Below are 24730 nucleotides of genomic sequence, written 5' to 3' on the forward strand. Positions count from 1 at the left end.
AACGCGTCAGCGCGGCGCCATGCGGATGCCGCCGTCCAGGCGGACGTCCTCGCCGTTGAAGTAGCCGCAGGTGATCATGGTCAAAGCCAGCTGGGCGTACTCGGCCGGGTTGCCCAGGCGCTTGGGGAAGGGCACCGAGGCGGCCAGGGCGTCTTTGACGTTGTCGGGGGCGGCGTTCATCAGCGGGGTGTTGAAGATGCCCGGCAGGATGGTGTTGACGCGGATGCCGTCGTTCATCAGGTCGCGGGCGATCGGCAGGGTCATGCCGATGACGCCGCCCTTGGAGGCCGAATAGGCGGCCTGGCCGATCTGGCCGTCCTCGCCCGCCACGCTGGCGGTGTTGACGATGGCGCCGCGCTCGCCGTCCTGCAGCGGCGGGAGGTCGAGCATGCCCTTGGCCGACTTGGCGATGCAGCGGAACGTGCCCACCAGGTTGATCTGGATCACGCGGTCGAAGATATCGAGCGGGAAGTGCTTGGTCTCGCCGGTGGCCTTGTCGCGGCTGGCGGTCTTGGCGGCGTTGCCGACCCCGGCGCAGTTGACCAGGATCCGCTCCTGGCCGTGGGCGGCGCGGGCCTTTTCGAAGCCGGCGTCGACATCCGCGTCGCTGGTGACGTTGACCTTGCAGTAGACGCCCCCGATCTCCTTGGCGACCTCTTCGCCGCGGGCCTCGTTCATGTCGAAGATGGCGACCTTGACGCCTTGGGCGGCCAGGGCGCGGGCGGTGGCTTCGCCGAGGCCCGAGGCCCCGCCGGTGACGACGGCGGCGACGGTGTTGTCGAGTTTCATGGACGTTTCCCCTGGGGTTGCGTTTAATTGGTCTCTGTTGAGGAGCGGTTTAACCCGATGAGCGCCGACGCCAAACCATCCCCCGACGTCAACGGCGGCGTTACGCCTGACGACGTGCTGGATCCGAGGAAGGCGCTCGTGCCGGCCACGGTGCGGGTCAACGAGCAGCGGGTCAGCCGCGGCTTTTGGCCGAAGATGCGCAGGGTGGCCTCGAAGATCCCGTTCGCCGCCGACGCCCTGTCGCTGTGGTGGTGCGCGCGCGACCCGGAAACCCCGGCGGCGGCCAAGGGCATGATGTTCGCGGCCCTGGCCTATTTCGTGCTGCCCACCGACGCCATTCCCGACGTGCTGCCGGCCATCGGCTTCACCGACGACGCCGCGGTGATCGCCGCCCTGCTGGCGATCGTCGGCAAGAACCTGAAAGCCCGCCACAAGGACGCCGCCCAGGCTTTCCTGACCAAGCTCTCCAAGGATGACTGACACCGTCCTGTGGGCGATCTGTGGCGCGTGCGCCCTGGCCTATGGCCTGGTGCTGGTGGAGCGCCCGCCGTCGTTCCTGCGTACGGTGGTCAAGACCGCCGCGACCGGCGCGCTGGCGGTGCTGGCCTATCTGGAGGGCGGCACGGTGCTGCTGGCCGTGGCCCTGACCCTGTGCGCCCTGGGCGACGCCTTCCTGGCCGGCGATCCCAAGCGCTGGCTGCCGTTCGGCCTGGCGGCGTTCCTGGCTGGGCACGTCGTCTATGTGATCGTCTTCTGGCGCGAGCGCGCGGCGCCCAGCCAGGCCTTCTTCGTGCTGGCCCCGGTCGCGGCCCTGGTCGGCGCGGTGATGCTGCGGCGGCTGTGGGGCTCGCTCGGCCCGCTGCGGTCGGCGGTGCTGGCCTATGTGGCGGCGATCCTGGCCATGGTGGTCTCGGCGGCCGCCCTGCCGACCATGCGCTGGCCGGCGACGGTCGGGGCCGTGGCGTTCATGGCCTCTGACGCGATCCTGGCCTTCGACCTGTTCAAGGGCGCGAAGCTGCTGGGCTCGGCGAGGCTGACCGCCTGGGCGGTGTGGTTCCTCTATATCGGCGGCCAGGCGGGCATCGTGCTGGGGATGCTGCGGTAGGCCCCCTCAGTCGGCTTCGCCGACAGCTCCCCCAGAGGGGGAGCATCTTCCTGGCGCGGCGCCGCCAAATCCTCCCCCTCTGGGGGAGGTGGCCCGGAGGGCCGGAGGGGGGACGTTTCAGCTTTCGAGGCGGTGGCCGATTTCCCAGCCGCTTCCTTCTCAGTCGCTCCGCGACAGCTCCCCCTTCAGGGGGAGCATCTGGCGGTCAGTAAGCCCCTTCGTCGAACAGCTTGCCGATGTCGCCGCCCCATTCGCCGTGGAACTTTTCCAGCAGGCGTTCGGCAGGCGTGATCCCGCTGTCGGCGATCTCTTCCAGTTCGCCCAGATAGATCGACTCGTCGAGGAAGCCGCCGTTCAGCTGGCCGCGGGCCTTCAGGCCCTGCTTGGCGATGGCGACGAAGTCCTTGGCGACGTCCTGCACGGTGCGGCCGGCGACCTTGGCCTTCAGGCCCAGGGTCGGCACGTCGCGGCGCAGGCCTTCGCGGTCCTCGACCGTCCAGTCCTTGGCCAGGTCCCAGGCCGCCGCCAGGGCCGCGTCGTCGTAGAACACGCCGGTCCACAGGGCCGGCAGGGCGCACAGGCGGCTCCACGGACCCGCGTCGGCGCCGCGCATTTCCAGGTAGGTCTTCAGGCGGACTTCCGGGAACGCCGTGGTGGCGTGGTCGGCCCAGTCCTTGATGGTGGCGCGCTCGCCGCCGACTTCCTCGATCTTGCCGTCGATGAAGTCACGGAACGACCGACCGGCCAGGTCGATGTAGCGGTCGCCGCGCTTGGCGAAATACATCGGCACATCCAGCACATACTGGGCGTAGCGCTCGAAGCCGAAGCCGTCCTCGAACACGAACGACAAGAGGCCCGTGCGGTTGGGGTCGGTGTCGGTCCAGACGTTGGCGCGCGCGGAGAGGAAGCCGTTGGGCTTGCCTTCCGTGAACGGAGAATTGGCGAACAGGGCCGTGGCGATCGGCTGCAGGGCCAGGCTCATGCGGAACTTGGCGACCATGTCGGCTTCGCTCTCGAAGTCGAGATTGGCCTGCACCGTGCAGGTGCGCAGCATCATGTCGAGGCCCAGGCCCCCGACCTTGGGCATGTAGTTGCGCATGATCACGTACCGGCCCTTGGGCATGACCGGCACCTCCTCGCGCTTCCACTGCGGCGAGAAGCCGACGCCGAGGAAGCCCAGGCCCAGCTCGTCGGCCACGGCCTTGACCTCGTCGAGGTGGCCGCCGGTCTCCTCGCAGATGTCGTGCATGGTCAGCAGCGGAGCGCCCGAAAGCTCGAACTGGCCGCCGGGTTCCAGGCTGACATTGGCGCCGTTGCGCTCAAGGCCGATGACCACTTCGCCTTCCATCACCGGCTTCCAGCCGAAGCGCTGAAGGCCAAGCAGCAGGGCGTGCACGCCTTTCTCGCCGTAGTAGGGCACGGGCGCGTGGGAGCCGAGATAGAAGCCGAACTTCTCGTGCTCGGCGCCGACGCGGAAGGCCGACTTGGGCTTGCTGCCCTTGGCGAAATAGGCGGTCAGGTCTTCGAGGGTCAGCGGGCGCTGATCCAGGCTGGCGGTGTCGGCCATCGCCGTCTCCCCTAAAATCGAACGCTACAGGAGGGGAGGGGCCCAATTCCCCCCGACCGCCACGAAACGCGTGGAGCGCAGTTGGGCGCTGTCTTAGCCGACCTCAAGAGGGTCCGCTACAATTAGCGTTACCGTTCGGTCTCAGCCCCCTCCGGCCCTCTGGGCCACCTCCCCCAGAGGGGGAGGATCTATGAGCGCGGCGCCTCCAGATGCTCCCCCTCTGGGGGAGCTGTCGGCGAAGCCGACTGAGGGGGTCTTCTAGCGCCAATCCCCCGCCGCGGCCTGCCACAGGGTCATGGCGCTGATCGCGGCCGTGTCGGCGCGCAGGATGCGCGGGCCCAGCGAGATCGGCGTCACGAACGGCAGGGACCGCAGGCGCTCGCGCTCCTCGGGGGCGAAGCCGCCTTCGGGGCCGATCAGGATGGCGGCGGGATCGCCGGCGCCGGCCAGGGCCTCGATGGCGGGCTTGGCGTCGCCGCCCTCGTCGCAGAACACCAGGCGGCGGCTTTCGTCCCAGCCGTCGAGGATCTTGTCGAGCTTCTCGGGATCCAGGATCGCCGGCACGTCGAGGCGGCCGGTCTGCTCGGCGGCCTCCATGGCGATGGCGTCCAGGCGGGCCAGCTTCATGTAGTCGACATTGGTGCGGCGGGTGACCGTCAGGCGCACCCGGCGGGCGCCCAGCTCGGCGGCCTTTTCGACGATGGTCTCGACCCGGCCGCGCTTGACCATGGCGACGATCAGATCAAGGTCGGGCGGGGTGGTCTGCTCGCGGGTCTGCTCCTCGGCCTTCAACAGGCAGCCGCGCTTGCCGGCGTCGACCAGGCTGGCGCGCCACTCGCCGTCGGCGCCGTTGAACACCAGGATCTCGGCGCCGACGCCAAGGCGCATGACCTGGACGAGATAGCGCGACTGCTCCTGGGTCGGAGCGATTCCGGCGTCCTTGGACAGCGGCTGGGGCACGAAGAGGCGGATCATGCGCTCCTTCTAGCCCAGGTTTCCGTTTCGGGGGTAGGCTCCCGCCAGCAGCAAGGAGTGGGCATGAGCAAGACCCGCGACTACGACGAGGAACTGCGCGACCTCCAGATCGCGCTGATCGCCCTGCAGAAGCACGCCATCGACAAGCAGTGGAAGCTGCTGGCGATCTTCGAGGGACGCGACGCGGCCGGCAAGGACGGCGCCATCGCCCGCATCACCGAGCATCTGCACCGGCGGCAGACCATCGTGGCGGCCCTGCCCAAGCCCAGCGACCGCGAGGCCAGCGAGTGGTACTTCCAGCGCTACGTGGAATGGCTGCCGGCCTGCGGCGAGGCGGTGATCTTCAACCGCTCCTGGTACAACCGGGCCGGGGTCGAGCGGGTGATGGGCTTTTCCACCCCGCAACAGCAGGAGCAGTTCCTGCGCGACGTGCCCGGCTTCGAGCGGATGCTGGTCGAGAACGGCATGCGGCTGTCGAAGTTCTGGCTCGACATCGGCAAGGACGTGCAGGCCGAGCGGTTGAAGGCGCGGCGCGACGATCCGCTGAAGGCCTTCAAGACCAGCTCGCTGGACGCCGTCGCCCAGGAGAAGTGGGACGACTACACCGCCGCCCGCGACGACATGCTGACCCGCACCCATACCGAGGCCGCGCCCTGGGTGTGCGTGCGCGCCGACCACAAGAAGGCCGCCCGGCTGAACATCATCCGCTGGCTGCTGCACGCGGCCGCGCCTGACGGGGCGGCGGGCAGGAAGATCCTCAAGGGCGTGCCCGAGCCCGATCCCGAGGTGATCTTCCGCTTCGAGCCGGCGGCGCTGAGCGACGGGCGGTTGGCGCGGTAGGGGGCGTGATCCTCGCCCTTCGACAGGCTCAGGGTGAGGATCATTGATGCGTTCGGGATAGGAAACCTCATCCTGAGCTTGTCGAAGGACGAGGTTTCCGCTGGGGCGCTAGCCGACCGGCGCGGCGCAGACGCCATCCGCGCAGCCATCTTCCGGTTCGGCCGATCCAGCGGGCGCCGGCGCCTCTCCCGACTGCACCAGGGCCTGGACGGCCGCGCCGAGGGTCAGGTCGGGCGGGTGGCCGAACAGCTTGTGCACGAGGCGCCCCTGGCGATCGAACAGCAGCAGGCTGGGCGTGCCCTGCAGGGCGTAGGCGGCCATGGTCTGGGGGATCGGGCCGCCGTTCGGGTCGGGGGCGTCGATCCCGACCGGGAACCTGATCCGGTACTCGTGCAGGAAGGCCTCCAGCGCGGCGGGGGTGTTGGCCTCGTGGTGTTCGAACACCGTGTGCAGGCCGATCACCGCCAGGTCGGACTCGGCGAAGGCCTCGCGCAGGCGCTGGGCCTGGGGCAGGGCGTTGGCCACGCAGCCGGGGCACAGCATCTGGAAGGCGTAGACCGCCACCACCCGGCCGGCCAGGGCGGGCAGGTCGAGCGGCGTCTTGCTGTTGAACCAGCGGCTGGTGGTCAGGGGCGGGGTGGTCATCGGAACCTCTTGGCTTGCCGCCGATAGATGGGCGCCCGCCTGCGCCGACCCAGGCCGGTACTGGGACAAGCCGGCCGGGAAATCACGACCGGAATATCCAAGACCTCACGATCACTGCGTAAAAATTGGAAAAGATAGCTTTCCATCATTTCCATTTCGCGATCATTCGGGTCCCGCCATTCTCTCCTTCAACGCCGCGGCCGCCGGGCCCGCCAGGGGAGATTTGAGACCATGTTCGCCACCCAGACGATGACCGCCCGCGCCGCCCAGATCGGTGAAACCTCGCGCAGCTTCGCCCCCCGCGAGCACGACGACGTGCAGGCCAGCGCCCTGCCTAAGCGCATCGCCGACCTGCTGCGCGACGCCCAGCGCACCGCCCGCGAGGATCGCGGCGAAGCCGAGCGCCGCATCCAGGAGGCCATGGCCCTGGTCCAGCGCGAAGGCCTGCGCCTGCTGGAAGCCGCCGCCCCGGGCGAACTGGATCGCGGGGGCCTGGCCCCCTGGCAGATGCGCCGTATCGACGCCCACCTCTCGGCCAATCTCGACGGCTCGGTGCGGGTGACGGACCTGGCGGCGATCGCCAAGCTCAGCGTCAGCCACTTCTCGCGCGCCTTCGCCGCCAGCTACGGCATGGCTCCGCGCGACCACATCCTGGGCCTGCGCCTGGAGCAGGCCCGCGCCATGATGCTGGACTCGGCCGAGCCGCTGGGCCGCATCGCCATTGCTTGCGGCTTCTCCGACCAGGCCCACCTGTCGAACCGCTTCCGCCGCGCCTTCGACATCAGCCCCAACGCCTGGCGCCGCCAGAACCTGCGCGGCGCCGCCGCCTCCGCCGACCCGGTCTACGCCTGAGGTCGCAGCAGGATCCGGGTGGCCGCCCCACGCCGTTTGCCGGACCCTGGCCTCCAGATGAGGAGGCAAGCATGTCGATGCTGAACAACAAGGTCGCGATCGTCACCGGCGCGTCGTCGGGGATCGGTCGGGCCACCGCCCTGCGGCTGGCCGCCGAAGGGGCGGCGGTGGTGGTCAACGCTCGCGGCGGCCACGCCCTGGAGATCGTCGCCGAAGAGATCCGCAGCCACGGCGGACAGGTCCTGGCGGTCACCGGCGACGTCGTCGAGCCCGCCACCCACGAAGCCCTGGTGGCCGCCGCCGTCGAGCGGTTCGGCGGGCTGGACATCGCCATCAACAACGCCGGCGCGGTCGGCCCCTATGCGCCGCTCGCCGATATCACGCTGGACGACTGGAACGCCGTGCTGGCCGCCAACCTGACCTCGGCCTTCCTGGGCGCGCGCGCCCAGGTCCCGGCCATGCTGGCGCGCGGCGGCGGGTCGCTGGTCCTCGTCTCGACCTTCGTGGGGACCAGCGTCGGCATTCCCGGCATGGCCGCCTACGGCGCCTCCAAGGCCGGGCTGATGGGCCTGGTGAAGGGGCTGACCGCCGACTACGCCGCGCGGGGGATCCGCGCCAACGCCCTGCTGCCCGGCGGAACCGACACCCCGATGGGCGGCGACGCCGCGCAGAAGGAATGGGCCGCCGGCCTGCATGCCTTGAAACGCATCGCCGATCCCGACGAAATCGCCAGCGCGGCCCTGTTCCTGGCCAGTCCCATGGCCAGCTTCGTCGCCGGCTCGGCCCTCTATGCCGACGGCGGCAACGCGGCGGTGAAGTAGGGGCTTCAGCCGGCCTTGGCGGTCTGGGGAGCTGGCGGCGAGGCCGCCGGTTTCGCGGGCGCCTTGGCCGGCTGGCGGTCATGGGTCAGCACCAGGCCGTCCTTGCCGATGATCACGTAGTCCGAAGGGGGCTTGGCGTCGGCGCAGCGGACGATCGTGGTCTTGTCGCCCATCCACATGACCCGGCCGTCGCACGGGATCTTGTCGCTCTTTGCGGCCCAGCGCCCGCCGACGAAACCCTTCACGGATAACAGGTCGATCATCATGCCCGACCAGACGACATGCACGGCGATGAACAGGGTGACGGCGGGCAAGATCAACAAGGCTCGCCAGCGCTTTTTGTCTGCGAAATCATTGACCCGATAGAGGACGTAGACCGCGAGGCTCAGTCCCAGCCAGGTCGCGGCGAACATGGTCAGCCATCGGGCGTCGGTGTCGGCAAGCGAGGCGCCGACGAGGAAAAGCACCACCAGCGGCAATGCGAAGAGCAGGACCATCAGCGGGCGTCGCTTTGCGCCGACCAGCTCGCCGATGGCTTCTAGGAGCGGAGTGAAGATCCAGGCCAAGACGAAAGGAAACGGCGCGAGCAGGCCGGTCAGCGTGCTCAGAGCCAGGATGTCGCTCGAACTGGCTAACTGGATGTAGGGCAGGCCCCAGCGCCGAAAGATCTGGACGAGCGCGAGGTTGGTGGCGCCGGCGGCGACGAGGCTGATGATCGCCCAGATCTTCAGCATCTGGTCGAGGCCGAGACGCGGCGGCGAAGTAGCGACGGTGGAAGCGGCCATGCGAAGTCCTTGAACCGGGATGCATGGCCGAGTTCCCGACGAGTCGGTCAATCGAAAATTGATTTTCTCGGTTAAGGCTCTCGCTTTGCGATTGTGGTCGGCGTCCGTCCCCGGCGTGTGGAGCGCCGGGGGACGGAGCGTTCCTGGCGCCTAGTAGCTGGCGCGCAGGGTGAAGGCGACCGCCCGAGCGTCGCCCGGCGTGCCGACCACCAGGCCCGAATTGCCCGAGACCACGGTGATGTTCTGCAGGTACTCGGCGTCGAAGGCGTTGCGCACCGAGACGAAGGCCTCCCAGCCTGCCTGCGACTTGAAGCCGGCCCGCAGGTTGACGATCTCGTAGGCCTTGATGATCGAGTACCGCGAGTCCGAGCTGTCGGCGTAGTAGTTGGAGCGGAAGCTGGCGTCGACGCCAGCATAGACCTCGCCGGTCAGGCGGCCCAGGGTGGCGTCCTGGCGATACTCCGCCCCGGCCGAACCGGCCCACTTGGACAGGCCCGGTAGCGGGCGGCCCGACAGGTCGCACTGGGCCGTCGAGGCGCCGATCCGCTCCAGCGGGCAGGGGCCGTTGACGAAGTCGGCGTACTTGCCCTCGGTCCAGGCCAGGTTGCCGTAGAACTTGAAGCCGCCGATCGAGCGGGTGGTGGTGTCCAGTTCCACGCCGCGCACCTCGACCTTCTTCACATTGGCCAGGTAGCCGCGCAGGGCGCCGGGGCCGCTGTCGACGACGTTGGCCTGGAAGTCCTTCACGTCGGTGGCGAAGGCGGCGAGGTTGGCCGTCAGCAGGCGGTCGAACCACTGGGTCTTCAGGCCAACGTCGATCGTCGTCACCTTTTCGGGGCGGATCACCGCGGCCTGCTGCGAGGGCAGGTTGGCGCTGGTCAGCGGCAAGGACGTCATGTTGATGCCGCCCGACTTGTTGCCGCTCGACACCGTGGCGTAGGCGTTGATGTCCTTGGAGAGGGCGTAGACCACGGCGATCTGGCCCGACCAGGCGCCGTCGTCGGTGTTGGCGGTGAAGTTCTGCGGCCGGGCCAGGCCCAGGCGGCGGTTGTTCTGGGCGGTGGTGGGATTGGCCAGCCCGCCCGTGGTGGTCTGGATGTAGGTGCCGTCCTTCTTTTCCTGGGTGAAGCGAACGCCGGGCGTGACGCTGAGGCGGTCGTTGATCTTCCAGGTCAGCTGGCCGAAGGCGGCGTAGCTGGTGGTGTCGATCGTGCTGTCGTTGAACACGGTGTAGCCGTCCAGCAGCGCCGGAACCGAGGCCTCGGGTGTGCCGGGCAGCAGCCAGTACGAGGCGTCCGAGCCGTATTCGGTGACGCCGTGCGTGGTGACGTTCTGGTCGAAATAGTAGAGGCCCACTGTCCAGTCGAACGCTTCGCCGCCGTTGTTGGACAGGCGGAATTCCTGGCTGAACTGCTTCTGGTGCGAAGGGTTGTTGGAGCGGCGGGTGACGTCCAGCGCGGTGTAGTCGCGGTCGTTGCGCGGCTCCCAGTCCCATTCGCGGTGGGCGGTGACCGAGGTCAGGGTGACCGGGCCGAAGTCGTAGTCGACGACCGCCGACAGGCCGTTGACCCACTGGTCGGCCTGGATCGGGTCGTCGATGTCGGAGATGCGGTCGTAAGGGTTGGTGCTGGCGACCGTGTAGTTCTTGCCGGCGGCCAGGAAGGCGTATTCCAGGTTGCTATTCTTGGCGGTGTCGCCGACCGTCACATAGACCTGGGTGCAGCACTCGGGCTGCTGGACGGCGTAGTCGCCATAGAGCTTGACCGTAAGCTTCTCGTTCGGGGTGAACTTCAGCTGGCCGCGGTAGCCGGTGCTGGACCGGGCGTTCTGGTAGGTGTTGCTCTTGGGATTGTAGAGGTCGCCGTCGCGCCAGGTGCCGACGAACGAGAGGCGGGCGGCCAGGATGTCCTTGATGATCGGGCCGGCGACGGTGGCCTTGAACTGGCGGAAGTTCAGGCTGCCGTAGCTGGCTTCAAGGTCGGCCTCGAAGTCCTGGGTCGCGTCGCGGGTGGTGATGTTCAGCGCGCCGGCGGTGGTGTTCTTGCCAAACAGCGTGCCCTGCGGGCCGCGCAGCACCTCGATCTGCTGGATGTCGATGAAGTCGAGCGTCGCCGCGCCGGGACGCGAGTTGTAGACTTGGTCCACATAGATGCCGACGCCCTGCTCCAGGCCGTCATTGGCCAGGCCGTAGCTGGCGCCGAGACCGCGGATGGTCAGGGCGGTGTTGCGCGGGTTGGGCGACAGCACCTGCAGCGTCGGGACCAGCTGGGTCAGGGCGACGATGCTGTTGACGCCGGTCTGGGTCAGGGTCTCGGCCGAGGTCACCGTCAGGGCGATCGGCACTTCCTGGGCGCTTTCCTCGCGGCGGCGGGCGGTGACGAAGACCTGTCCGACCAGGCTGGCGTCGTCGTTGGCGGCCGGATCCGCCGGATCGGCCGGGGTCGCGGCGATGGGCGCGACATCGGCCTCGGCGGCCAGCGCCAGGCCCGCGGTGGTGGAAAGAAGCGCGCCCAGCAGGGCGGCGCGGCCGAGCCGCTTGGCCGAAAGTGCGATCATCAGAGAGCCCCCTCAATTCGAGATAACGCCATTCGGCGATTGGGCTGCGGTGATATCTACCTATTCCTATCGGTGAAATGGAGAATGGCTCCGCCATCGGCCAGTTTTTCTACGGGGCGGTCCGCGGGTCTGGTCGTGGGGCGGACAAGCGAAAGGCCGCCCCGGTCTCCCGGGACGGCCTTTGGAACGGCGTCCATGGCTCGCGCCTTGCGTGGTCCTCGTCCTTCGACAGGCTCAGGATGAGGACCAAGCGAAAGCGGCGCAGTAGAAAACCTCACCCTGAGCTTGTCGAAGGGCGAGGTTTTCGCGGTCGTCAGTTCGCGCCGTACAGCTTCTTGACGTCGGCGCGGAAGGCAGCCCCGCTGTCGGGGCGGCTGTAGAACATGTGGCCGCCCGCATAGTTGGCCAGGGTCACCCGGCCGTTCGCCGTCGCCGGCATGGCGTCGACCACCAGGCGCGAGGCGAAGAACGGGCACGACAGGTCGTTGTAGCCGTGGACGATCAGCACCTTCAGCTTGGGGTCGACCGAGACCGACTTGCGCAGGTCGGTGACGGACTCGGTGTCGGGGCCGCGGCCGCGATCCCAGGCCTGGTTCACCTCGCCCGACAGGGCGTCGTAGCGGCCCTCGACCTTCCAGCCGACGGTGCGGGTGGTGAAGTCGACGATGGCGCTGGTGGTGGGCGCGATGATCGAGTCGAGGATCGGGTCGTTGATTTCCTGCTCGGGGGCGAACGGGAAGGGGTCCAGCGAGGTGACGTTGCTGTCGTAGCGGCTGCCCAGGCGCCCCGTCTGGCGGAACACCTCGCGCAGGAACGACTGGGTCTCCAGCCGGCCGCCGGCGCGGCGGACATAGGTCGGATCAAGGCCGGTCATGGCCGAGACCTTGGTGGTCAGGCGATCCAGGGCGGCCGGGTCCGAACCCTTCATCAGGTCGACCATGTATTCGCCGCGGGTGTAGTCCTCGACGTCCTTGATGGCGGCCGGGGTCAGCTTGCCGTCGCGCTCCAGCTTGGCGGCGGCGATCGACGGCAGGGTCCACATGGCCGGCAGGGGGGAGATCTCCTGGGCGGTGCGGCCGGCGCTCGACAGCAGCGGCGAGACCAGGACCAGGCCGTTGATCCCGACGCCGTAGTCGGTCTGCAGGGTGTAGGTCAGGCGCGGGCCGCGGAAGCCGCCGTAGCTTTCGCCGACGATGTATTTGGGCGACTGCAGGCGCTCGTTCTTGACCAGCCAGTCGAAGACGATGCGCGACAGGTAGTCGATGTCCTGCTTGACGCCGTAGAAGCGCTTCTTGGTCTCTTCCGGCGTCGTCGTGCTGCGCGAGAAGCCGGTGCCGACGGCGTCGATGAAGACGAGGTCGGTGAAGTCCATCCAGCTGGCCGGGTTGTCCTGCAGGCGGGTGGGGGCCGACGGGCTGTCGCCCTCGGCGCCGAACTGCACGCGCTTGGGGCCAAGCGCGAAGTTCAGATAGACCGAGGCCGCGCCGGGGCCGCCGTTGAAGGCGAAGGTCACCGGACGGTTGGGATCGCGCGGGCCGTCCAGGGTGTAGGCGGTGAACACCACCTCGGCGATCTTCTTGCCCTTCTCGTCGCGCCCCGGCAGCGAGCCGACGGTGGCGGTGTAGGCAATGGTCTTGCCGGCCAGGACGGTGGTCTGCTTGACCGACTTGTCGGCCGGGAAGGCGGGCAGTTCGGCGGCCGGCGCCTTTTCAGGCGCGGGTTTGGCGTCCTGAGCCATGGCGTTTCCGCCAGCCATCATGCCGATCGCGAGGGCCGCCCCCGCGGTCCACGACTTCCAAGTGCTGAGCATGTCGCCTCCCGAACGCCCGCCTGCCGGCTGGGCGCCTTGCCATCTTGAATTTGGAGCGCGCGCGGCATGGCGGGCTCCGGTGATGGGCGAAATGGCTAGAGCATGGCCAAGCTGTCGGCAAGGACGACGCGGAAAAGTGGGCGGGCGGCAAGAACGTGCCCATGGGCGGGGCAGCGCGCGCTTGTTCAAGACGCGGGCGGCGCGACGGAATTTCCCTTTCCGGATCACGCATAAGGGCGAAAAACGGGTTCCGTTTTGTCCCCCGCCGCACTAGGAGTAGCCCCGCCTCGGCAAGGCCTGCCAAAGCGTCTTGCCGACACCATATTTCTGTCCGGCGCCGTTCCTGGCGCGTTGCTGCAAGGCGAAGATCCCATGGCCCAATACGACGTCGTCATCATCGGGGGCGGCCCCGGCGGCTACAACGCGGCGACCCGCGCCGGCCAGCTGGGCCTGAAGACGGCCATTGTCGAAGGTCGCGGCAAGCTGGGCGGCACCTGCCTGAACGTCGGCTGCATGCCCTCCAAGGCCCTGCTGCACGCCTCGGAATACTATGAAGCCGCCGCCGGCGGCGAGTTCGCCAAGCTCGGCATCGAAGTGAAGCCGAAGCTGAACCTCGACCAGATGATGGCCCAGAAGGCCGAGAGCGTCGAAGCCCTGACCAAGGGCGTCGAGTTCATCATGAAGAAGAACAAGGTCGAGTACGTGAAGGGCTGGGGCCGCATCGACGGACCCGGCAAGGTCGTCGTCAAGGCCGAAGACGGCAGCGAACGCGTCCTTGAGACCAAGAACATCGTCATCGCCACGGGTTCGGAACCCACCCCGCTGCCGGGCGTGACCATCGACAACGCCGGCCGCATCGTCGACTCGACGGGCGCCCTCTCCCTGCCGGCCGTGCCCAAGAGCCTGATCGTGGTCGGCGCCGGCGTCATCGGCCTGGAGCTGGGTTCGGTGTGGCGTCGCCTCGGCGCCGAAGTCACCGTCGTCGAGTACCTGGACCGCATCGTCCCGGGCACCGACACCGAAGTGGCCACCGCCTTCCAGAAGATCCTCACCAAGCAGGGCTTCAAGTTCAAGCTGGGCGCCAAGGTCACCGGCGCGGCCGACAAGGGCAAGCAGGCCGAACTGACGCTGGAGCCGGTCGCCGGCGGTCCCGCCGAGACCCTGCAGGCCGACTACGTGCTGGTGGCCATCGGCCGTCGCCCGTTCACCCAAGGCCTGGGCCTGGAAACCGTGGGCATCACCCCCGACAAGCGCGGAATCATCGCCAACGACCACTACAAGACCGGCGTCGACGGTATCTGGGTGATCGGCGACGTGACCTCGGGTCCGATGCTGGCCCACAAGGCCGAGGACGAAGCCGTGGCCTGCATCGAGCTGATCGCGGGCAAGGCCGGCCACGTGAACTACGACATCATCCCGGGCGTCATCTACACCAAGCCGGAAGTCGCCACCGTCGGTAAGACGGAAGACGAGCTGAAGGCCGCGGGCGTCGCCTACAAGGTCGGCAAGTTCCCGTTCCTGGCCAACAGCCGCGCCAAGATCAACCACGAGACCGACGGCTTCGTGAAGGTGCTGGCCGACGCCAAGACCGACCGCATCCTGGGCGCCCACGCCGTGGGTCCCAACGTCGGCGACATGATCGCCGAGATCTGCGTGGCCATGGAGTTCGGCGGTTCGTCGGAAGACGTCGCCCGCACCTGCCACCCGCACCCCACCCGCTCGGAAGCCCTGCGCCAGGCGGCCATGGGCGTCGAAGGCTGGACGATGCAGGCCTGACGGGCCGCACATCGCCCTAGAGATCGGAAAGCCCCGCCGGAGACGGCGGGGCTTTTTCTTTCTCAGCCGACGGCCTCGGCGGCGACCGAAAGCGGCAGCGGCGGGGCCTCGAGCGTGCGGGTGTGTTGCATGGCGATGCGGGCGTTGCCCTTGGCCAGCGGTGGGAGATGGCCGCCGCTGAAGCTCTCGATGAATTGGCTGACGCCGTTCCAGTTCAGGCCCGTGGGCAGGTGCTTGTTGCTGAAGTAGACGGCGACCTCGACGTTGATCAGGAACGGATCCGCCGAATGGGGGCGGCGCACCAGCACCTGGCCCAGCAGGGGCGTCGCGCCCTCCGCCTCCAGCGACTTCGCCGCGATGATGTATTGCCAGGAGCCGGCGACGCTGCCGCTCACGCCCGAAAGGTTGAGGACCTCCAGGCTCGCGATCGAGCTGGTGGTCGTGTTGGAAATCGTCTGGCTGCTGCCGATCGAGACGCTGGGCCCCGACGGCGAGAAGCCGATGCTTCCGTTGAAGCTGTAGCTGAGCGAGTCGCTGTAGGTCGTCGTCGTCACCGTCGTATCGGGCGAACTGAGGATCAGTTCCACGGGCGGCGGCGGCTCGTTGGGCGTGTTGAAGTCGATGGTGAGACCGTAGCCGACGGGCGGGCGGTTGCCCTTGTTGACGGTCAGCGAGCTCTGGCCGACCAGCTCGATCAAAAAGTAGTCGTAGATGTCGGTCTGACCCGTCGGCTGGACCGACACGGCCTTGCCGGTGACGGAGATCGTGGACTGCCAGACCCCGATCGCGGTGTTGCCGTTCCAGGTGTCGTTCAGGACGTAGGGGACGGTGGCGATATCGGCGAAAAGGTTGTCGGTGGTCGTTCCGGTAGACATTTGCGGTTCCCCCAGTGGATGGTGCGGTGCGATCGGCGCGTGGTGTCCGGGCAATCAATCTTAAATTGCGCCGCGGTTCTGGCGGCGCAACAGGATCGGCGGGGGGCGGCGCAGATTGAGACGCCTGGTCGAATCCGGGTCCACTGGGCAGCCCCGACGACTGCCCGGTGGGCCCACCGATGGTGGTGAACCGGCGGAAGTCTCCGATCAAAAAAGTTCGTCATCCCGGCCGAAGCGTAGCGAAGAGCCGGGACCCAGGGGCCGCCGGCATTGCCTTGGTGGCCTCATGATGTTTCTATTTTGTTCTCGAATTCGAGGGCGAGATGGAGCACGTTTCCTACGTTTACATCCTCGCGAGCGATCGCAACGGCACGCTCTATGTGGGCGTAACCAACGACCTGTCGCGTCGGGTCTGGGAGCATCGCGAGAAACTGACGCCAGGGTTTAACCGCAAATACGGCGTCACGCGGCTCGTCTGGTACGAGGTGCACGACGAGATCGGCGCGGCCATCCAGCGCGAGAAGCTGATCAAACGATGGCGGCGAGCGTGGAAGCTGGAGCTGATTGAGCGGATGAACCCGCTGTGGCTGGATCTGTACGAGACCCTGAACTGCTGAATGGCGGTGCGCTTGGCCCCTGGGTCCCGGCTCTACGCTGCGCTTCGGCCGGGATGACGGGCTTTTGTGCACGAGCGACTGGTCAAACAAAAACCCCGCCGGACGGGCCGGCGGGGCTGGTAGTCATGAGGAGGATACGCCCCCGATACGCGGGGCGCGTTACGCGATCAGAATTCTTCCCAGTCGTCGCTGCTGGCCGCCGGGGCCGACGAGGCGAAGGCGGCGAGCTTGGCCTGGGCCGAGCGGACCGGGTTGACGCCAGGGCGGCTCTCGGCGCCGGCCAGCGACACCGCCGGCTTGGCCGCGGCCGGGGCCGGACGCGAGACCGGCGGCGGGGCTGCGGCGCGGCGGGTCGAACCGCCGCCGGCCGAGGCGCGGCGGGCTTCGGCGCCCGAGACCTGGAAGCGCGAGATCATCTGCATCAGGCCGTTGGCCTCGCCCTTCAGCGAGTGGCTGGCCGCGGTCGACTGCTCGACCATGGCGGCGTTCTGCTGGACGGTCTGGTCCATCTGGTTGACGGCGGCGTTGACCTGGTTGAGGCCGGTGGCCTGCTCCTGGCCCGAGGCCGCGATCTCGCTGACCAGGGCGTCGATCTCGCCGACCTTGCTGACGATGGCCTGCAGGGCCTCGCCGGTCTGGCCGACCATCGAGACGCCCTGATTGACCTGCTGGCTCGAGGTCGAGATCAGGGTCTTGATCTCCTTGGCGGCTTCGGCCGAGCGCTGGGCCAGGGCCCGCACTTCCTGGGCGACGACCGCGAAGCCCTTGCCGGCGTCGCCGGCGCGCGCGGCTTCGACGCCGGCGTTCAGGGCCAGAAGGTTGGTCTGGAAGGCGATCTCGTCGATCACGCCGATGATCTGGCTGATCTCGGTCGAGGACTTCTCGATCTGCTGCATGGCGTCCACGGCGCCCTTGACGACGACGCTGGAGCGTTCGGCGTCGGCGCGGGTTGAGCCGACCACGCGCGAGGCTTCCTGGGCGCCGGTCGAGCTGCGGCGGACCGTGGCGGTGATCTCGTCGAGGGCGGCGGCGGTCTCTTCCAGGCTGGCGGCCTGCTGCTCGCTGCGGCGCGACAGGTCGTCGGCGGCCGAGGCGATCTCGTCGCTGCCGGCGCCGATGCCGTTGGCGGCGTGGACGATGGTGCGCATCGCCTCTTCCATCTGGGCGATGGCGCCGTTGAAGTCGGACTGCAGGCGCTTGTAGTCGGCGGGGAAGTCGGCGTCGACGCGATAGGTCAGGTCGCCCTCGGCCAGGCGGTTCAGGCCCGTGGCGATCTCTTCCATCACGAAGGCCTGCTCCTTGGCGGCGGCTTCGCGAACCTGCTCGTTGCGGCGGCGCTCGGCCTCGGTCTCGGCGGCGGCGCGCTGCTGCGCGGCCTCGGCGGTGCGCAGGGCCAGGGCGTTGTCCTTGAACACCTGGACCGAGCGGGCCATGGCGCCGACCTCGTCACGACGCTGGGCGCCGTTGACGTCGACCTCGACCGAGCCCTGGGCCAGGATTTCCATGGTCTTGGACAGCTGGACCAGCGGGCGCGAGATCTTGCTGCGGCCGATCCACACGGCGAACACCATGGCGGCGGCGGCCGAGATCAGGCCGAACAGCAGGCTGACCATGACGCCCATCTGGGCGTCCTTGCTGGCCTTGGCGACGATGGCCTTGGTTTCGGCGGTGTGCTTGTCGGTCCAGTCCGACACGTCCTTGGTCAGGGCGGTGATGTCCGGATCGATCACGGCCATGACCATGATGCCGGCCTCGTTGGCGTCCTGCAGGCCCAGGTCAGCGCCCTGGCGGCCGCTGTCGTAGACCTTCTTGAAGCGGGCGCGGAAGCCGGCGACGTCCTTGGCGGTCGACGGATCAGCCTTGACCACGGCGTCGAGACGCTCGTTGCCGCTCTTCAGGGCGTCGTCGATTTCCTGCGAGGCCTGCTTGGCCGCGTCGGAGGCGCCCTCGTTGGCGACGGTGCGATAGGCGGCGTAGCCGATGCTGGCGACGCGGCGGTTGAAGCGGGCCATTTCCAGCTCGGCCGGGGCGCGCTGCTGCACGATGGTCGAGGTGGTGGCTTCCAGCTTCTTCTGCTGCCACACGCCCATGCCGACGCAGGCGACGGCGACGACCGCCAGCACGATGGCCGGCAGCATCACCTTGGTGGCGATCTTCAGATCGTCGAGCTTCATCAGGACTGTCCCGCTTTCAGCGTCCTCTCGCGCACCGAACGCGGCGGAGGTGTTTCATCTTTGGATCCACAAAGCAGGGCGCGCGGTAAAAGCGTGGTTAAGCGCGGCGTTTTCACCAACTCGCGCGACTCCTTGTCGCAGGGCGAACGGCGGTTTCTGCGGCCGGCGAGGCATGGGTGAAACCGGCGTTCTGTGAAGGCGAGCACAGTCGTGTCACAACTTCGGCGTCAGCTTCCCGACTTTCGGGGCCGACAATCGCCCGAGGGGAGGCCGACATGACCAAGCGACCCAACATTCTCTTGATCACCTGCGACCAGTATCGCTTTCCGCGCTTCTCCTACGGCGCCGCCCATGGCCTGGCCGAAGGGCTGAAGGACGTGCTGGGCTTCCAGCCGCTGAAGCCGGGGAACGACTACATCCAGCACTTCCCGGGGCTTGCGGCCCTGCGCGACAACGCCGTGCTGCTGGCCAACCACACCATCGCCGCCAGCGCCTGCACGCCCAGCCGCACGGTGATCTATACCGGCCAGTACGGCACGCGCACCGGCGTCACCCAGACCGACGGCCTGTTCAAGAGCGGGGATTCGCCCAACTTCCCGTGGCTGGCGCAGGGCGGCATCCCGACCCTGGGCAACTGGATGCGCGAGGCCGGCTACACCACGCACTATTTCGGCAAGTGGCACGTCAGCGACCCGGTCCGCCACACGCTGGAGGACTACGGCTTCGACGACTGGGAAGAGAGCTGGCCCGAGCCGCACGGCGCGGCGATCAACAATCTGGGCCTCTATCGCGACGCCGGCTTCTCCGACACCGCCTGCGCCTTCATCCGCCGCCAGGCCCTGGCGGTGAACTACGATCGCGCCAGCGCCACCGCCCAGTCTCACGACCCCTACGCCTCGGGTCCCGATCCGGAAAACCTCAAGCCGTGGTTCGCGGTCGCCTCGTTCACCAACCCCCACGACATCGCCACCTATCCGGCGGTGATCGGCCAGGCCCTGCCCAAGCCCGACGACAGCGGCGTGCAGGGCATCTTCCAGCCGCTGACCGTGCCCCTGCAGGGCCAGCGCTCCCCGCCGCCGACGGCGGGCACGGCGACCGTCCGGCTCAATCCCGGCGGCTTTTCCCAGGAGTGCGGGCACGTGCCGCCGACCTGGGACGAGGACCTGTCGACCAAGCCCTCGGCCCAGCACGACTACGCCTGGAAGATGGGCCTGGCCCTCAATTCCAAGACCGGCTTCAACGTCGCGCGCGGCATGGGGATCACCGAGACCGACAAGGCGCTGGAGGCGGCCGCCGACATCGCCCTGCAGGGGCCGATCCCGTTCCAGCTGACCAGCGACCCGCGCGGCGGGGTCGAGGCCTTCGTCCAGCTCTATGGCTGGCTGCACAGCGTGGTCGACGTGCACATCGCCGCCGTGCTGGAGACGCTGGAGGCTACGGGCCAGGCCGACAACACCATCGTCGTCTTCCTCACCGACCACGGCGAGATGGCCGGCGCCCACGGCATGATGCTGGAGAAGTGGCACACCGCCTATCAGGAGGTGCTGCACGTGCCGGTGGTCGTGCGCTTCCCGCCGGGCCTGGCGCCCGAAGGTCTGCCGGAAGGCGTTCCGCTGGCCAAGCAGGCCCTGACCAGCCACGCCGACATCGTGCCGACCATACTGGGCCTGGCCGGCGTCGCCGAGGCCGAGCGCGACGCCATCGCCGGCGTGCTCGCCAAGACCCGGCCCGTCCCGCCGCTGCCGGGCGCCAACCTGGCCCCGCTGATCCGGGGCGAGACCGACCGGGTGATCGAGCCGGACGGCAGCGACCGCCAGGGCGTGCTCTTCATCACCGACGACGAGATCACCGCCCCCTTGGCCCCGCTGAACAATCCGCACAACACCAAGTGCGAGAAGGAGTACGCGGTGTTCGACGCGGCGGTCGAGAAGGTGCGCAAGGGCAATCCCGTGCGCGCCCCCGTCGACATCGCCCCCGGCTCGGTGCGCCAGCCCAACCACGTGCGCTCGGTGCGCACCCTGACCCACAAGCTGACCCGCTATTTCGACCCGTCGGGCCGCGTGGGCCAGGAGTGGGAGATGTATGACCTGGTCGCCGATCCCAACGAGACGGTGAACCTCGTCTACGTCCAGGCCGATCCGCCCAAGGCGCGGCTGGACCCGGCGCTGCAGCCGGAGGTGGACAGGCTGGCGGCGCTGCTGGCGGCGCTGGAGGAGCGGGATCTGAGCTGAGGGCGCTTTTCCACTTCCCTCAAATCTCGTCATCCCGGAAAGCCCGAAGGGCTTATCCGGGACCCAGGGGGCTGGGCTCCGTGGTTGGGTTCGCGCTCCAGCGCTGGCTGATGCATTGCGTCGGCCCCTGGGTCCCGGCTCTTCGCTGCGCTTCGGCCGGGATGACGGATTGGGGGGAGCTAGGGGGAGAGGGGGCGCTTACGCCCGCGGATGCGCCTTGCCATACGCCGCCAGTAGGCCCTCGGCGTCGACCTGGGTGTAGCGCTGGGTCGTCGACAGCGAGGCGTGGCCCAGCAGGTCCTGGATCGAGCGCAGGTCGGCGCCGGCGCCCAAGAGGTGAGTGGCGAAGCTGTGGCGCAGGGCGTGGGGCGTGGCGCGGTCGGACAGGCCAAGGCGCCCGCGCAGCACCTGCATGGCCGCCTGCACGTGGCGCGGCGACAGCGGCCCGCCGCGCTTGGCGCGAAACAGCGGCTCTTCCGGCGCCAGCACGAAGGGCAGGGCCGCCAGATAGGCGTCGACCGCCGTGCGCACGGCGTCGAGCACCGGCACGATCCGGGTCTTGCCGCCCTTGCCGGTGATGCGCAGCGTCTCGGCCAGCGGCGCGTGGGCCCGGGTCAGGGACAGGCCTTCCGAGATCCGCAGGCCGCAGCCCCACAGCAAGGTCAGCACCGCCTCGTCGCGGGCGGCCTCCCATTCGTCGCGGTCGGGATCGAGCGCGATCTCGGCCAGCAGGCCGCGCGCCTGGTCCTCGGAGACCGGACGAGGCGCGCCGATCTTGATGCGCGGGCCGCGCACCAGGCCGATGGCGGCGTTGGGCGTTCCAAGGCGCGCGTCGAGAAAGCGGTGGAAGGCGCGGATCGAGGATAGCGACTGGCTGACCGAGCGCGGCGACAGCGGATGATCGCCCGCGCGCCGGAAGGCCAGATAGGCCCGAAGGTCGGCGGCCGAGACCGCGCCGAGATCCTTCAGCGACAGGGCGCCGCCGTTATGGCCCTCGATGAAGTTCAGATAGGCCAGCACGTTGTCGCCATAGGCCCGCACGGTGCGCGGCGAGGCGCGGCGCTCGTCGGCCAGGTGGGTTAGCCACGCGGCCAGGGCTTCGCGGGCGGTCATGGCTGGAAGATCCTCCCCCTCTGGGGGAGGTGTCGCCGAAGGCGACGGAGGGGGGAGTGGGGGCAGGACGTCCAGTGCCTAGGCAGCTGAAACCGCCCCCCCTCCGGCCCTCTGGGCCACCTCCCCCAAAGGGGGAGGATCTGGATCAAGGAACCGGCCAACGTTCGGCCGTGCGCTCGACGACACGGGCCAGGAAGGCCACGAGGTCGGAGCCCATGTCGGGGGTGAAGGCTTCGGGGTCGGTGGAGCCGAAGGCCAGGACGCCCTGGCGCGAGGGCTCCCACAGGGCCATGCGGACCAGGGCCATGCTGCGGATGGTGTCGAGCTTGTCGCCGAACAGGCCCAGCGCCGGGGCGAAGAAGCCCATGCGGGCCACGCCGTGGTCGCCCATCAGCATGTCGACCTGGCCGTCGACCAGAACATGCCAGCCGGCCGGCACCCGGGCGGGGCCTTCCAGGGCCACCGTGCCGGCGGCCAGGCTGAAGCGCAGGGCGGCCATCTCGTCGACGCGGCGGGCCAGATCGGAGTGGTTGCGCGCGTCGAGCAGGTCGATGACCGCGGCGTGCACCTGGGCCTGGGCCGACATGTTGGCGCGGGCCGTGTCCTCGATGGTCTTGCGCACCTCGGCCTCGCGCTCGCGGGCGGCGGCGGCGCGGGCGATGGCCACGTGGCCGAATTCGACGACGTTGCCGGTGTCGAGCTTGAGCCCAAGGTCGCTCAGCAGGTCGGTGTCCTCGCGCAGCACGTCGGGCTGCTCACGCAGAAAGTCGCGGACCAGATCGGGATCGATCTGCGGCTGGACCATAGCCTGGCTGGATTCGCTCATGACCCCTCACAACAACGACCGCCTGCACGCTTCAGGCGAGGCCGATGAAGCCCTGTTTCGGTTAACGCCGGCTTGATGACAGCGTTGGCCTTCACTCGTCAGGCGCCTCGACGCGGCGACGTTTCCGTTGCAGAAGGCGGGTCTCATGCCGCGCATCGCCTCCGTCCTGCTGCCCATGCCGCTGCCCGAGGCCTTCGACTACGCCGAGCCGGAGGGCCTGGAGCTGGTCGTCGGCGACCACGTGTCGGTGCCGCTGGGCCCCCGCACCGTGCGCGGCGTGGTCACCGCCCTGCGCGACGGGGTCGGCGGCAACCGCCGCCTCAAGCCGGTTCTGGCTCGGGTGGACGATCCGCGCCTGCCCGCCAATGTCATCACCTTCGTCGAATGGGCCGCGCGCTACAGCGTCGACGTGCCCGGCTGGCCGCTGGCCATGGCGCTGCGCGGCCTGCGCCACCCGCCCGCCAAGCCCGAGAAGGCCGTGGCCCTGACCGGCGTGCAGCCCGCCCGCATGACGCCGGCCCGGCTGAAGGTGCTGTCGGCGGCGCAAGCCGGTCCGCTGAGCGCCGCCGAACTGGCCCGCCAGGCCGGCGTATCGGCCGGGGTGGTCAAGGGCCTGGTCGACGAGGGCGCGCTCGAACCCGTCCTGGTCGCCGCCGACGACAGCGTGGCCCAGCCCGACCTCTCCCTGCCGGCCCAGACCCTGAACCCGAGTCAAAAGGCCGCGGCCGACGAGATGGCCGACATGCTGGCGGCCGGCGGCTTCCAGGCCGCGCTGCTGGACGGCGTCACCGGCTCGGGCAAGACGGAAGTCTATCTCGAGGTCGCCGCCGCGGCGCTGGAGGCCGATCCGGCCGCCCAGGTCCTGGTGCTGTTGCCCGAGATCGCGCTGACCCAGGCCGTGATGGGCCGCTTCGAGCAGCGGTTCGGGGCCGCGCCGATCGAGTGGCACTCGGGCGTCTCGCCGCCGCGCCGCCGCCGCGCCTGGGAAGCCGTGGCCGACGGCCGCGCCCGCATCGTGGTCGGGGCCCGCTCGGCGCTGTTCCTGCCGTTTACCAACCTCAAGCTGATCGTCGTCGACGAAGAGCACGACGGCTCGTTCAAGCAGGAGGAGGGCTTCATCTACCAGGCCCGCGACCTGGCGGTGGCGAGGGCCAAGATCGAGGGCGCGCTGGTGGTGCTGGCCAGCGCCACGCCGTCGCTGGAAAGCCTGTGGAACGCCCACCAGGGCCGCTATCGCTGGCTGCGGCTGGGCGCGCGCCACGGGACGGCGCAGCTGCCCGACGTGCACCTGATCGACATGCGGGCCACCCCGCCCGAGCCCGGCCGCTGGCTGTCGCCGACCCTGGTCAAGGCCGTGTCGCTGACCCTGCAGAAGGGCGAGCAGTCGTTGCTCTTCCTCAATCGCCGGGGCTATGCGCCGCTGGTGCTGTGTCGGGCCTGCGGCGAGAAGCTGAAGTCGCCCGACAGCGACAGCTGGCTGGTCGAGCACCGCTATACCGGGCGCCTGGTCTGCCACCTGACCGGCTTTTCGATGAAGAAGCCCGAGGCCTGCCCGCACTGCGGGGCCAAGGACAGCCTGGTTTCGATCGGCCCCGGCGTGGAGCGCGTGGAGGAAGAGGCGCGCTACCTGTTCCCCGACGCCCGCATCGCCGTCTTCTCGTCGGACACGGTGTTCGATCCGGCCGGCGCGCGGGCCCTGGTCGATTCGATGGCGGCCGGCGAGATCGACATTCTCGTCGCCACCCAGGCGGCCGCGAAGGGCCACAACTTCCCCAACCTGACCCTGGTGGGCGTCATCGACGCCGACCTTTCCTTGCGCGGCGGGGATCTTAGGGCCGGCGAGCGGACCTTCCAGCTCCTTGCACAAGCGACGGGCCGCGCCGGCCGCCACGAGAAGCCGGGCCGCGCCTATCTGCAGACCTATTCGCCCGAGCACGCCGTGCTGCAGGCGCTGAAGGCCCAGGACCGCGACGCCTTCGTCGAGGCCGAGATGGCCATGCGCGAGGAGGCCGGCCTGCCGCCGTTCGGCCGCCTGGCCGCCGTGATCGCCTCGGGTCCCGACGCCGAGGCATTGGAGGCCTATGTCCAGGCCCTGGCCGCGGCGACGCCCAATGCCGAGGGAGTGGAGGTCTACGGCCCCGCCGATGCGCCGCTGGGCCTGGTGCGCGGCCGGCGGCGCAAGCGGTTCCTGGTGCGGGCCGGCCGCAATGTCGACCTGCCGGGCTTCATGGCCGCGTGGCGGGCGCGGGCCAAGGTTCCCAACTCCGTGCGGGTGACGATCGACATCGACCCGTATTCGTTTCTCTGATCCTCCCCCTGTGGGGGAGGTGGCCCGAAGGGCCGGAGGGGGGACGTTTTCAGCCGCCGCTGAGC

General features: G+C 69.0%; 20 protein-coding genes. 9 read left to right on the plus strand and 11 right to left on the minus strand.

Translation table 11 applies throughout. The annotated features are described in order from the left end of the window. Positions 1–6: 6 nt before the first annotated feature. Complete coding sequence (locus ACODR1_RS00430; RefSeq protein WP_165261107.1) at positions 7–789, minus strand: SDR family NAD(P)-dependent oxidoreductase; 783 nt, start codon at positions 787–789, stop codon at positions 7–9. A gap of 57 nt (positions 790–846) precedes the next feature. Here ACODR1_RS00430 and ACODR1_RS00435 point away from each other — a divergent pair, with 57 nt between their 5' ends. Further along, positions 847–1269, plus strand: coding sequence for a YkvA family protein (locus ACODR1_RS00435; RefSeq protein ID WP_488878686.1), 423 nt, complete (start codon positions 847–849; stop codon positions 1267–1269). Further along, positions 1262–1894, plus strand: coding sequence for a lysoplasmalogenase (locus ACODR1_RS00440; protein WP_488878687.1), 633 nt, complete (start codon positions 1262–1264; stop codon positions 1892–1894). Before ACODR1_RS00435 ends, ACODR1_RS00440 begins: the two co-directional genes overlap by 8 nt. A 205-nt stretch (positions 1895–2099) precedes the next feature. Here ACODR1_RS00440 and ACODR1_RS00445 read toward each other — a convergent pair whose 3' ends face one another. Then, positions 2100–3461 carry a glutamate--cysteine ligase gene (locus ACODR1_RS00445; RefSeq protein ID WP_488878688.1) on the minus strand — a complete coding sequence of 454 codons (1362 nt, stop codon included), beginning with the start codon at positions 3459–3461 and terminating at the stop codon, positions 2100–2102. 258 nt (positions 3462–3719) lie between these two features. Next, positions 3720–4436, minus strand: a complete 717-nt coding sequence (locus ACODR1_RS00450; RefSeq protein ID WP_488878689.1) for a 16S rRNA (uracil(1498)-N(3))-methyltransferase — start codon at positions 4434–4436, stop codon at positions 3720–3722. A gap of 63 nt (positions 4437–4499) precedes the next feature. On the opposite strand from ACODR1_RS00450, the gene ppk2 reads away from it, so the two are divergent. Further along, positions 4500–5276, plus strand: a complete 777-nt coding sequence (ppk2, locus tag ACODR1_RS00455; protein ID WP_488878690.1) for a polyphosphate kinase 2 — start codon at positions 4500–4502, stop codon at positions 5274–5276. Between the two features lie 108 nt (positions 5277–5384). Here the strand turns inward: ppk2 and ACODR1_RS00460 are convergent, their stop codons facing one another. Then, positions 5385–5921 (minus strand): redoxin family protein, encoded by a 537-nt coding sequence (locus ACODR1_RS00460; protein WP_488878691.1) that lies wholly within the window; start codon positions 5919–5921, stop codon positions 5385–5387. A 231-nt stretch (positions 5922–6152) separates the two neighbouring features. Between ACODR1_RS00460 and ACODR1_RS00465 the strand changes: the two genes are divergently transcribed. Next, positions 6153–6773, plus strand: a complete 621-nt coding sequence (locus ACODR1_RS00465) for a helix-turn-helix domain-containing protein (RefSeq protein ID WP_488878692.1) — start codon at positions 6153–6155, stop codon at positions 6771–6773. Between the two features lie 71 nt (positions 6774–6844). After that, on the plus strand, positions 6845–7594 hold the full coding sequence (locus ACODR1_RS00470; RefSeq protein WP_488878693.1) for an SDR family oxidoreductase: 750 nt from the start codon (positions 6845–6847) through the stop codon (positions 7592–7594). 5 nt (positions 7595–7599) lie between these two features. On the opposite strand, the gene ACODR1_RS00475 is transcribed toward ACODR1_RS00470, so the two are convergent. The 3 genes from ACODR1_RS00475 to ACODR1_RS00485 all read right to left on the minus strand — a co-directional run bounded on the left by ACODR1_RS00475 (position 7600) and on the right by ACODR1_RS00485 (position 12745). Continuing rightward, positions 7600–8379, minus strand: a complete 780-nt coding sequence (locus tag ACODR1_RS00475; RefSeq protein ID WP_488878694.1) for a hypothetical protein — start codon at positions 8377–8379, stop codon at positions 7600–7602. 150 nt (positions 8380–8529) lie between these two features. Beyond that, on the minus strand, positions 8530–10935 hold the full coding sequence (locus tag ACODR1_RS00480; RefSeq protein WP_488878695.1) for a TonB-dependent receptor: 2406 nt from the start codon (positions 10933–10935) through the stop codon (positions 8530–8532). 313 nt (positions 10936–11248) lie between these two features. Further along, positions 11249–12745 (minus strand): S10 family peptidase, encoded by a 1497-nt coding sequence (locus ACODR1_RS00485; protein WP_488878696.1) that lies wholly within the window; start codon positions 12743–12745, stop codon positions 11249–11251. Between the two features lie 372 nt (positions 12746–13117). Here ACODR1_RS00485 and lpdA point away from each other — a divergent pair, with 372 nt between their 5' ends. After that, on the plus strand, positions 13118–14521 hold the full coding sequence (gene lpdA / locus ACODR1_RS00490; protein WP_488878697.1) for a dihydrolipoyl dehydrogenase: 1404 nt from the start codon (positions 13118–13120) through the stop codon (positions 14519–14521). Positions 14522–14583: 62 nt separating this feature from the next. Here lpdA and ACODR1_RS00495 read toward each other — a convergent pair whose 3' ends face one another. Further along, positions 14584–15396: a hypothetical protein gene (locus ACODR1_RS00495; RefSeq protein ID WP_488878698.1), complete on the minus strand. Its 813-nt coding sequence runs from the start codon at positions 15394–15396 to the stop codon at positions 14584–14586. Between the two features lie 323 nt (positions 15397–15719). On the opposite strand from ACODR1_RS00495, the gene ACODR1_RS00500 reads away from it, so the two are divergent. Then, positions 15720–16013: a GIY-YIG nuclease family protein gene (locus tag ACODR1_RS00500; RefSeq protein ID WP_488878699.1), complete on the plus strand. Its 294-nt coding sequence runs from the start codon at positions 15720–15722 to the stop codon at positions 16011–16013. Between the two features lie 167 nt (positions 16014–16180). Here ACODR1_RS00500 and ACODR1_RS00505 read toward each other — a convergent pair whose 3' ends face one another. Beyond that, the gene (locus ACODR1_RS00505) at positions 16181–18187 is read right to left on the minus strand and encodes a methyl-accepting chemotaxis protein (RefSeq protein WP_488878700.1); all 2007 of its coding nucleotides are present in this window, start codon (positions 18185–18187) and stop codon (positions 16181–16183) included. A gap of 275 nt (positions 18188–18462) precedes the next feature. Between ACODR1_RS00505 and ACODR1_RS00510 the strand changes: the two genes are divergently transcribed. After that, positions 18463–20418, plus strand: coding sequence for a sulfatase-like hydrolase/transferase (locus ACODR1_RS00510; RefSeq protein WP_488878701.1), 1956 nt, complete (start codon positions 18463–18465; stop codon positions 20416–20418). Between the two features lie 198 nt (positions 20419–20616). Here ACODR1_RS00510 and ACODR1_RS00515 read toward each other — a convergent pair whose 3' ends face one another. Together ACODR1_RS00515 and ACODR1_RS00520 are read right to left on the minus strand one after the other, a co-directional pair. Then, entirely contained in the window at positions 20617–21531 is a 915-nt protein-coding gene (locus tag ACODR1_RS00515; protein WP_488878702.1) for a tyrosine recombinase XerC, read from the minus strand. A 145-nt stretch (positions 21532–21676) separates the two neighbouring features. Next, complete coding sequence (locus ACODR1_RS00520; RefSeq protein WP_488878703.1) at positions 21677–22357, minus strand: DUF484 family protein; 681 nt, start codon at positions 22355–22357, stop codon at positions 21677–21679. Between the two features lie 145 nt (positions 22358–22502). Between ACODR1_RS00520 and ACODR1_RS00525 the strand changes: the two genes are divergently transcribed. Continuing rightward, a complete protein-coding gene (locus ACODR1_RS00525) occupies positions 22503–24665 on the plus strand; it encodes a primosomal protein N' (protein WP_488878704.1) in 2163 nt (720 codons plus the stop codon). The last annotated feature ends 65 nt before the right edge of the window (positions 24666–24730 follow it).

The sequence above is a fragment of the Caulobacter sp. FG7 genome, assembly GCF_057808875.1.

Coding starts and splice junctions, on each gene's coding strand:
- ACODR1_RS00525 (WP_488878704.1), top strand. CDS start 22,503: ATGCCGCGCATCGCCTCCGTCCTGCTGCCCATGCCGCTGCCCGAGGCC.
- ACODR1_RS00460 (WP_488878691.1), bottom strand. CDS start 5,921: ATGACCACCCCGCCCCTGACCACCAGCCGCTGGTTCAACAGCAAGACG.
- ACODR1_RS00520 (WP_488878703.1), bottom strand. CDS start 22,357: ATGAGCGAATCCAGCCAGGCTATGGTCCAGCCGCAGATCGATCCCGAT.
- ACODR1_RS00465 (WP_488878692.1), top strand. CDS start 6,153: ATGTTCGCCACCCAGACGATGACCGCCCGCGCCGCCCAGATCGGTGAA.
- lpdA (WP_488878697.1), top strand. CDS start 13,118: ATGGCCCAATACGACGTCGTCATCATCGGGGGCGGCCCCGGCGGCTAC.
- ACODR1_RS00445 (WP_488878688.1), bottom strand. CDS start 3,461: ATGGCCGACACCGCCAGCCTGGATCAGCGCCCGCTGACCCTCGAAGAC.
- ACODR1_RS00495 (WP_488878698.1), bottom strand. CDS start 15,396: ATGTCTACCGGAACGACCACCGACAACCTTTTCGCCGATATCGCCACC.
- ACODR1_RS00475 (WP_488878694.1), bottom strand. CDS start 8,379: ATGGCCGCTTCCACCGTCGCTACTTCGCCGCCGCGTCTCGGCCTCGAC.
- ACODR1_RS00515 (WP_488878702.1), bottom strand. CDS start 21,531: ATGACCGCCCGCGAAGCCCTGGCCGCGTGGCTAACCCACCTGGCCGAC.
- ACODR1_RS00510 (WP_488878701.1), top strand. CDS start 18,463: ATGACCAAGCGACCCAACATTCTCTTGATCACCTGCGACCAGTATCGC.
- ACODR1_RS00450 (WP_488878689.1), bottom strand. CDS start 4,436: ATGATCCGCCTCTTCGTGCCCCAGCCGCTGTCCAAGGACGCCGGAATC.
- ACODR1_RS00485 (WP_488878696.1), bottom strand. CDS start 12,745: ATGCTCAGCACTTGGAAGTCGTGGACCGCGGGGGCGGCCCTCGCGATC.
- ACODR1_RS00505 (WP_488878700.1), bottom strand. CDS start 18,187: ATGAAGCTCGACGATCTGAAGATCGCCACCAAGGTGATGCTGCCGGCC.
- ACODR1_RS00500 (WP_488878699.1), top strand. CDS start 15,720: ATGGAGCACGTTTCCTACGTTTACATCCTCGCGAGCGATCGCAACGGC.
- ACODR1_RS00470 (WP_488878693.1), top strand. CDS start 6,845: ATGTCGATGCTGAACAACAAGGTCGCGATCGTCACCGGCGCGTCGTCG.
- ACODR1_RS00430 (WP_165261107.1), bottom strand. CDS start 789: ATGAAACTCGACAACACCGTCGCCGCCGTCGTCACCGGCGGGGCCTCG.
- ppk2 (WP_488878690.1), top strand. CDS start 4,500: ATGAGCAAGACCCGCGACTACGACGAGGAACTGCGCGACCTCCAGATC.
- ACODR1_RS00440 (WP_488878687.1), top strand. CDS start 1,262: ATGACTGACACCGTCCTGTGGGCGATCTGTGGCGCGTGCGCCCTGGCC.
- ACODR1_RS00435 (WP_488878686.1), top strand. CDS start 847: ATGAGCGCCGACGCCAAACCATCCCCCGACGTCAACGGCGGCGTTACG.
- ACODR1_RS00480 (WP_488878695.1), bottom strand. CDS start 10,935: ATGATCGCACTTTCGGCCAAGCGGCTCGGCCGCGCCGCCCTGCTGGGC.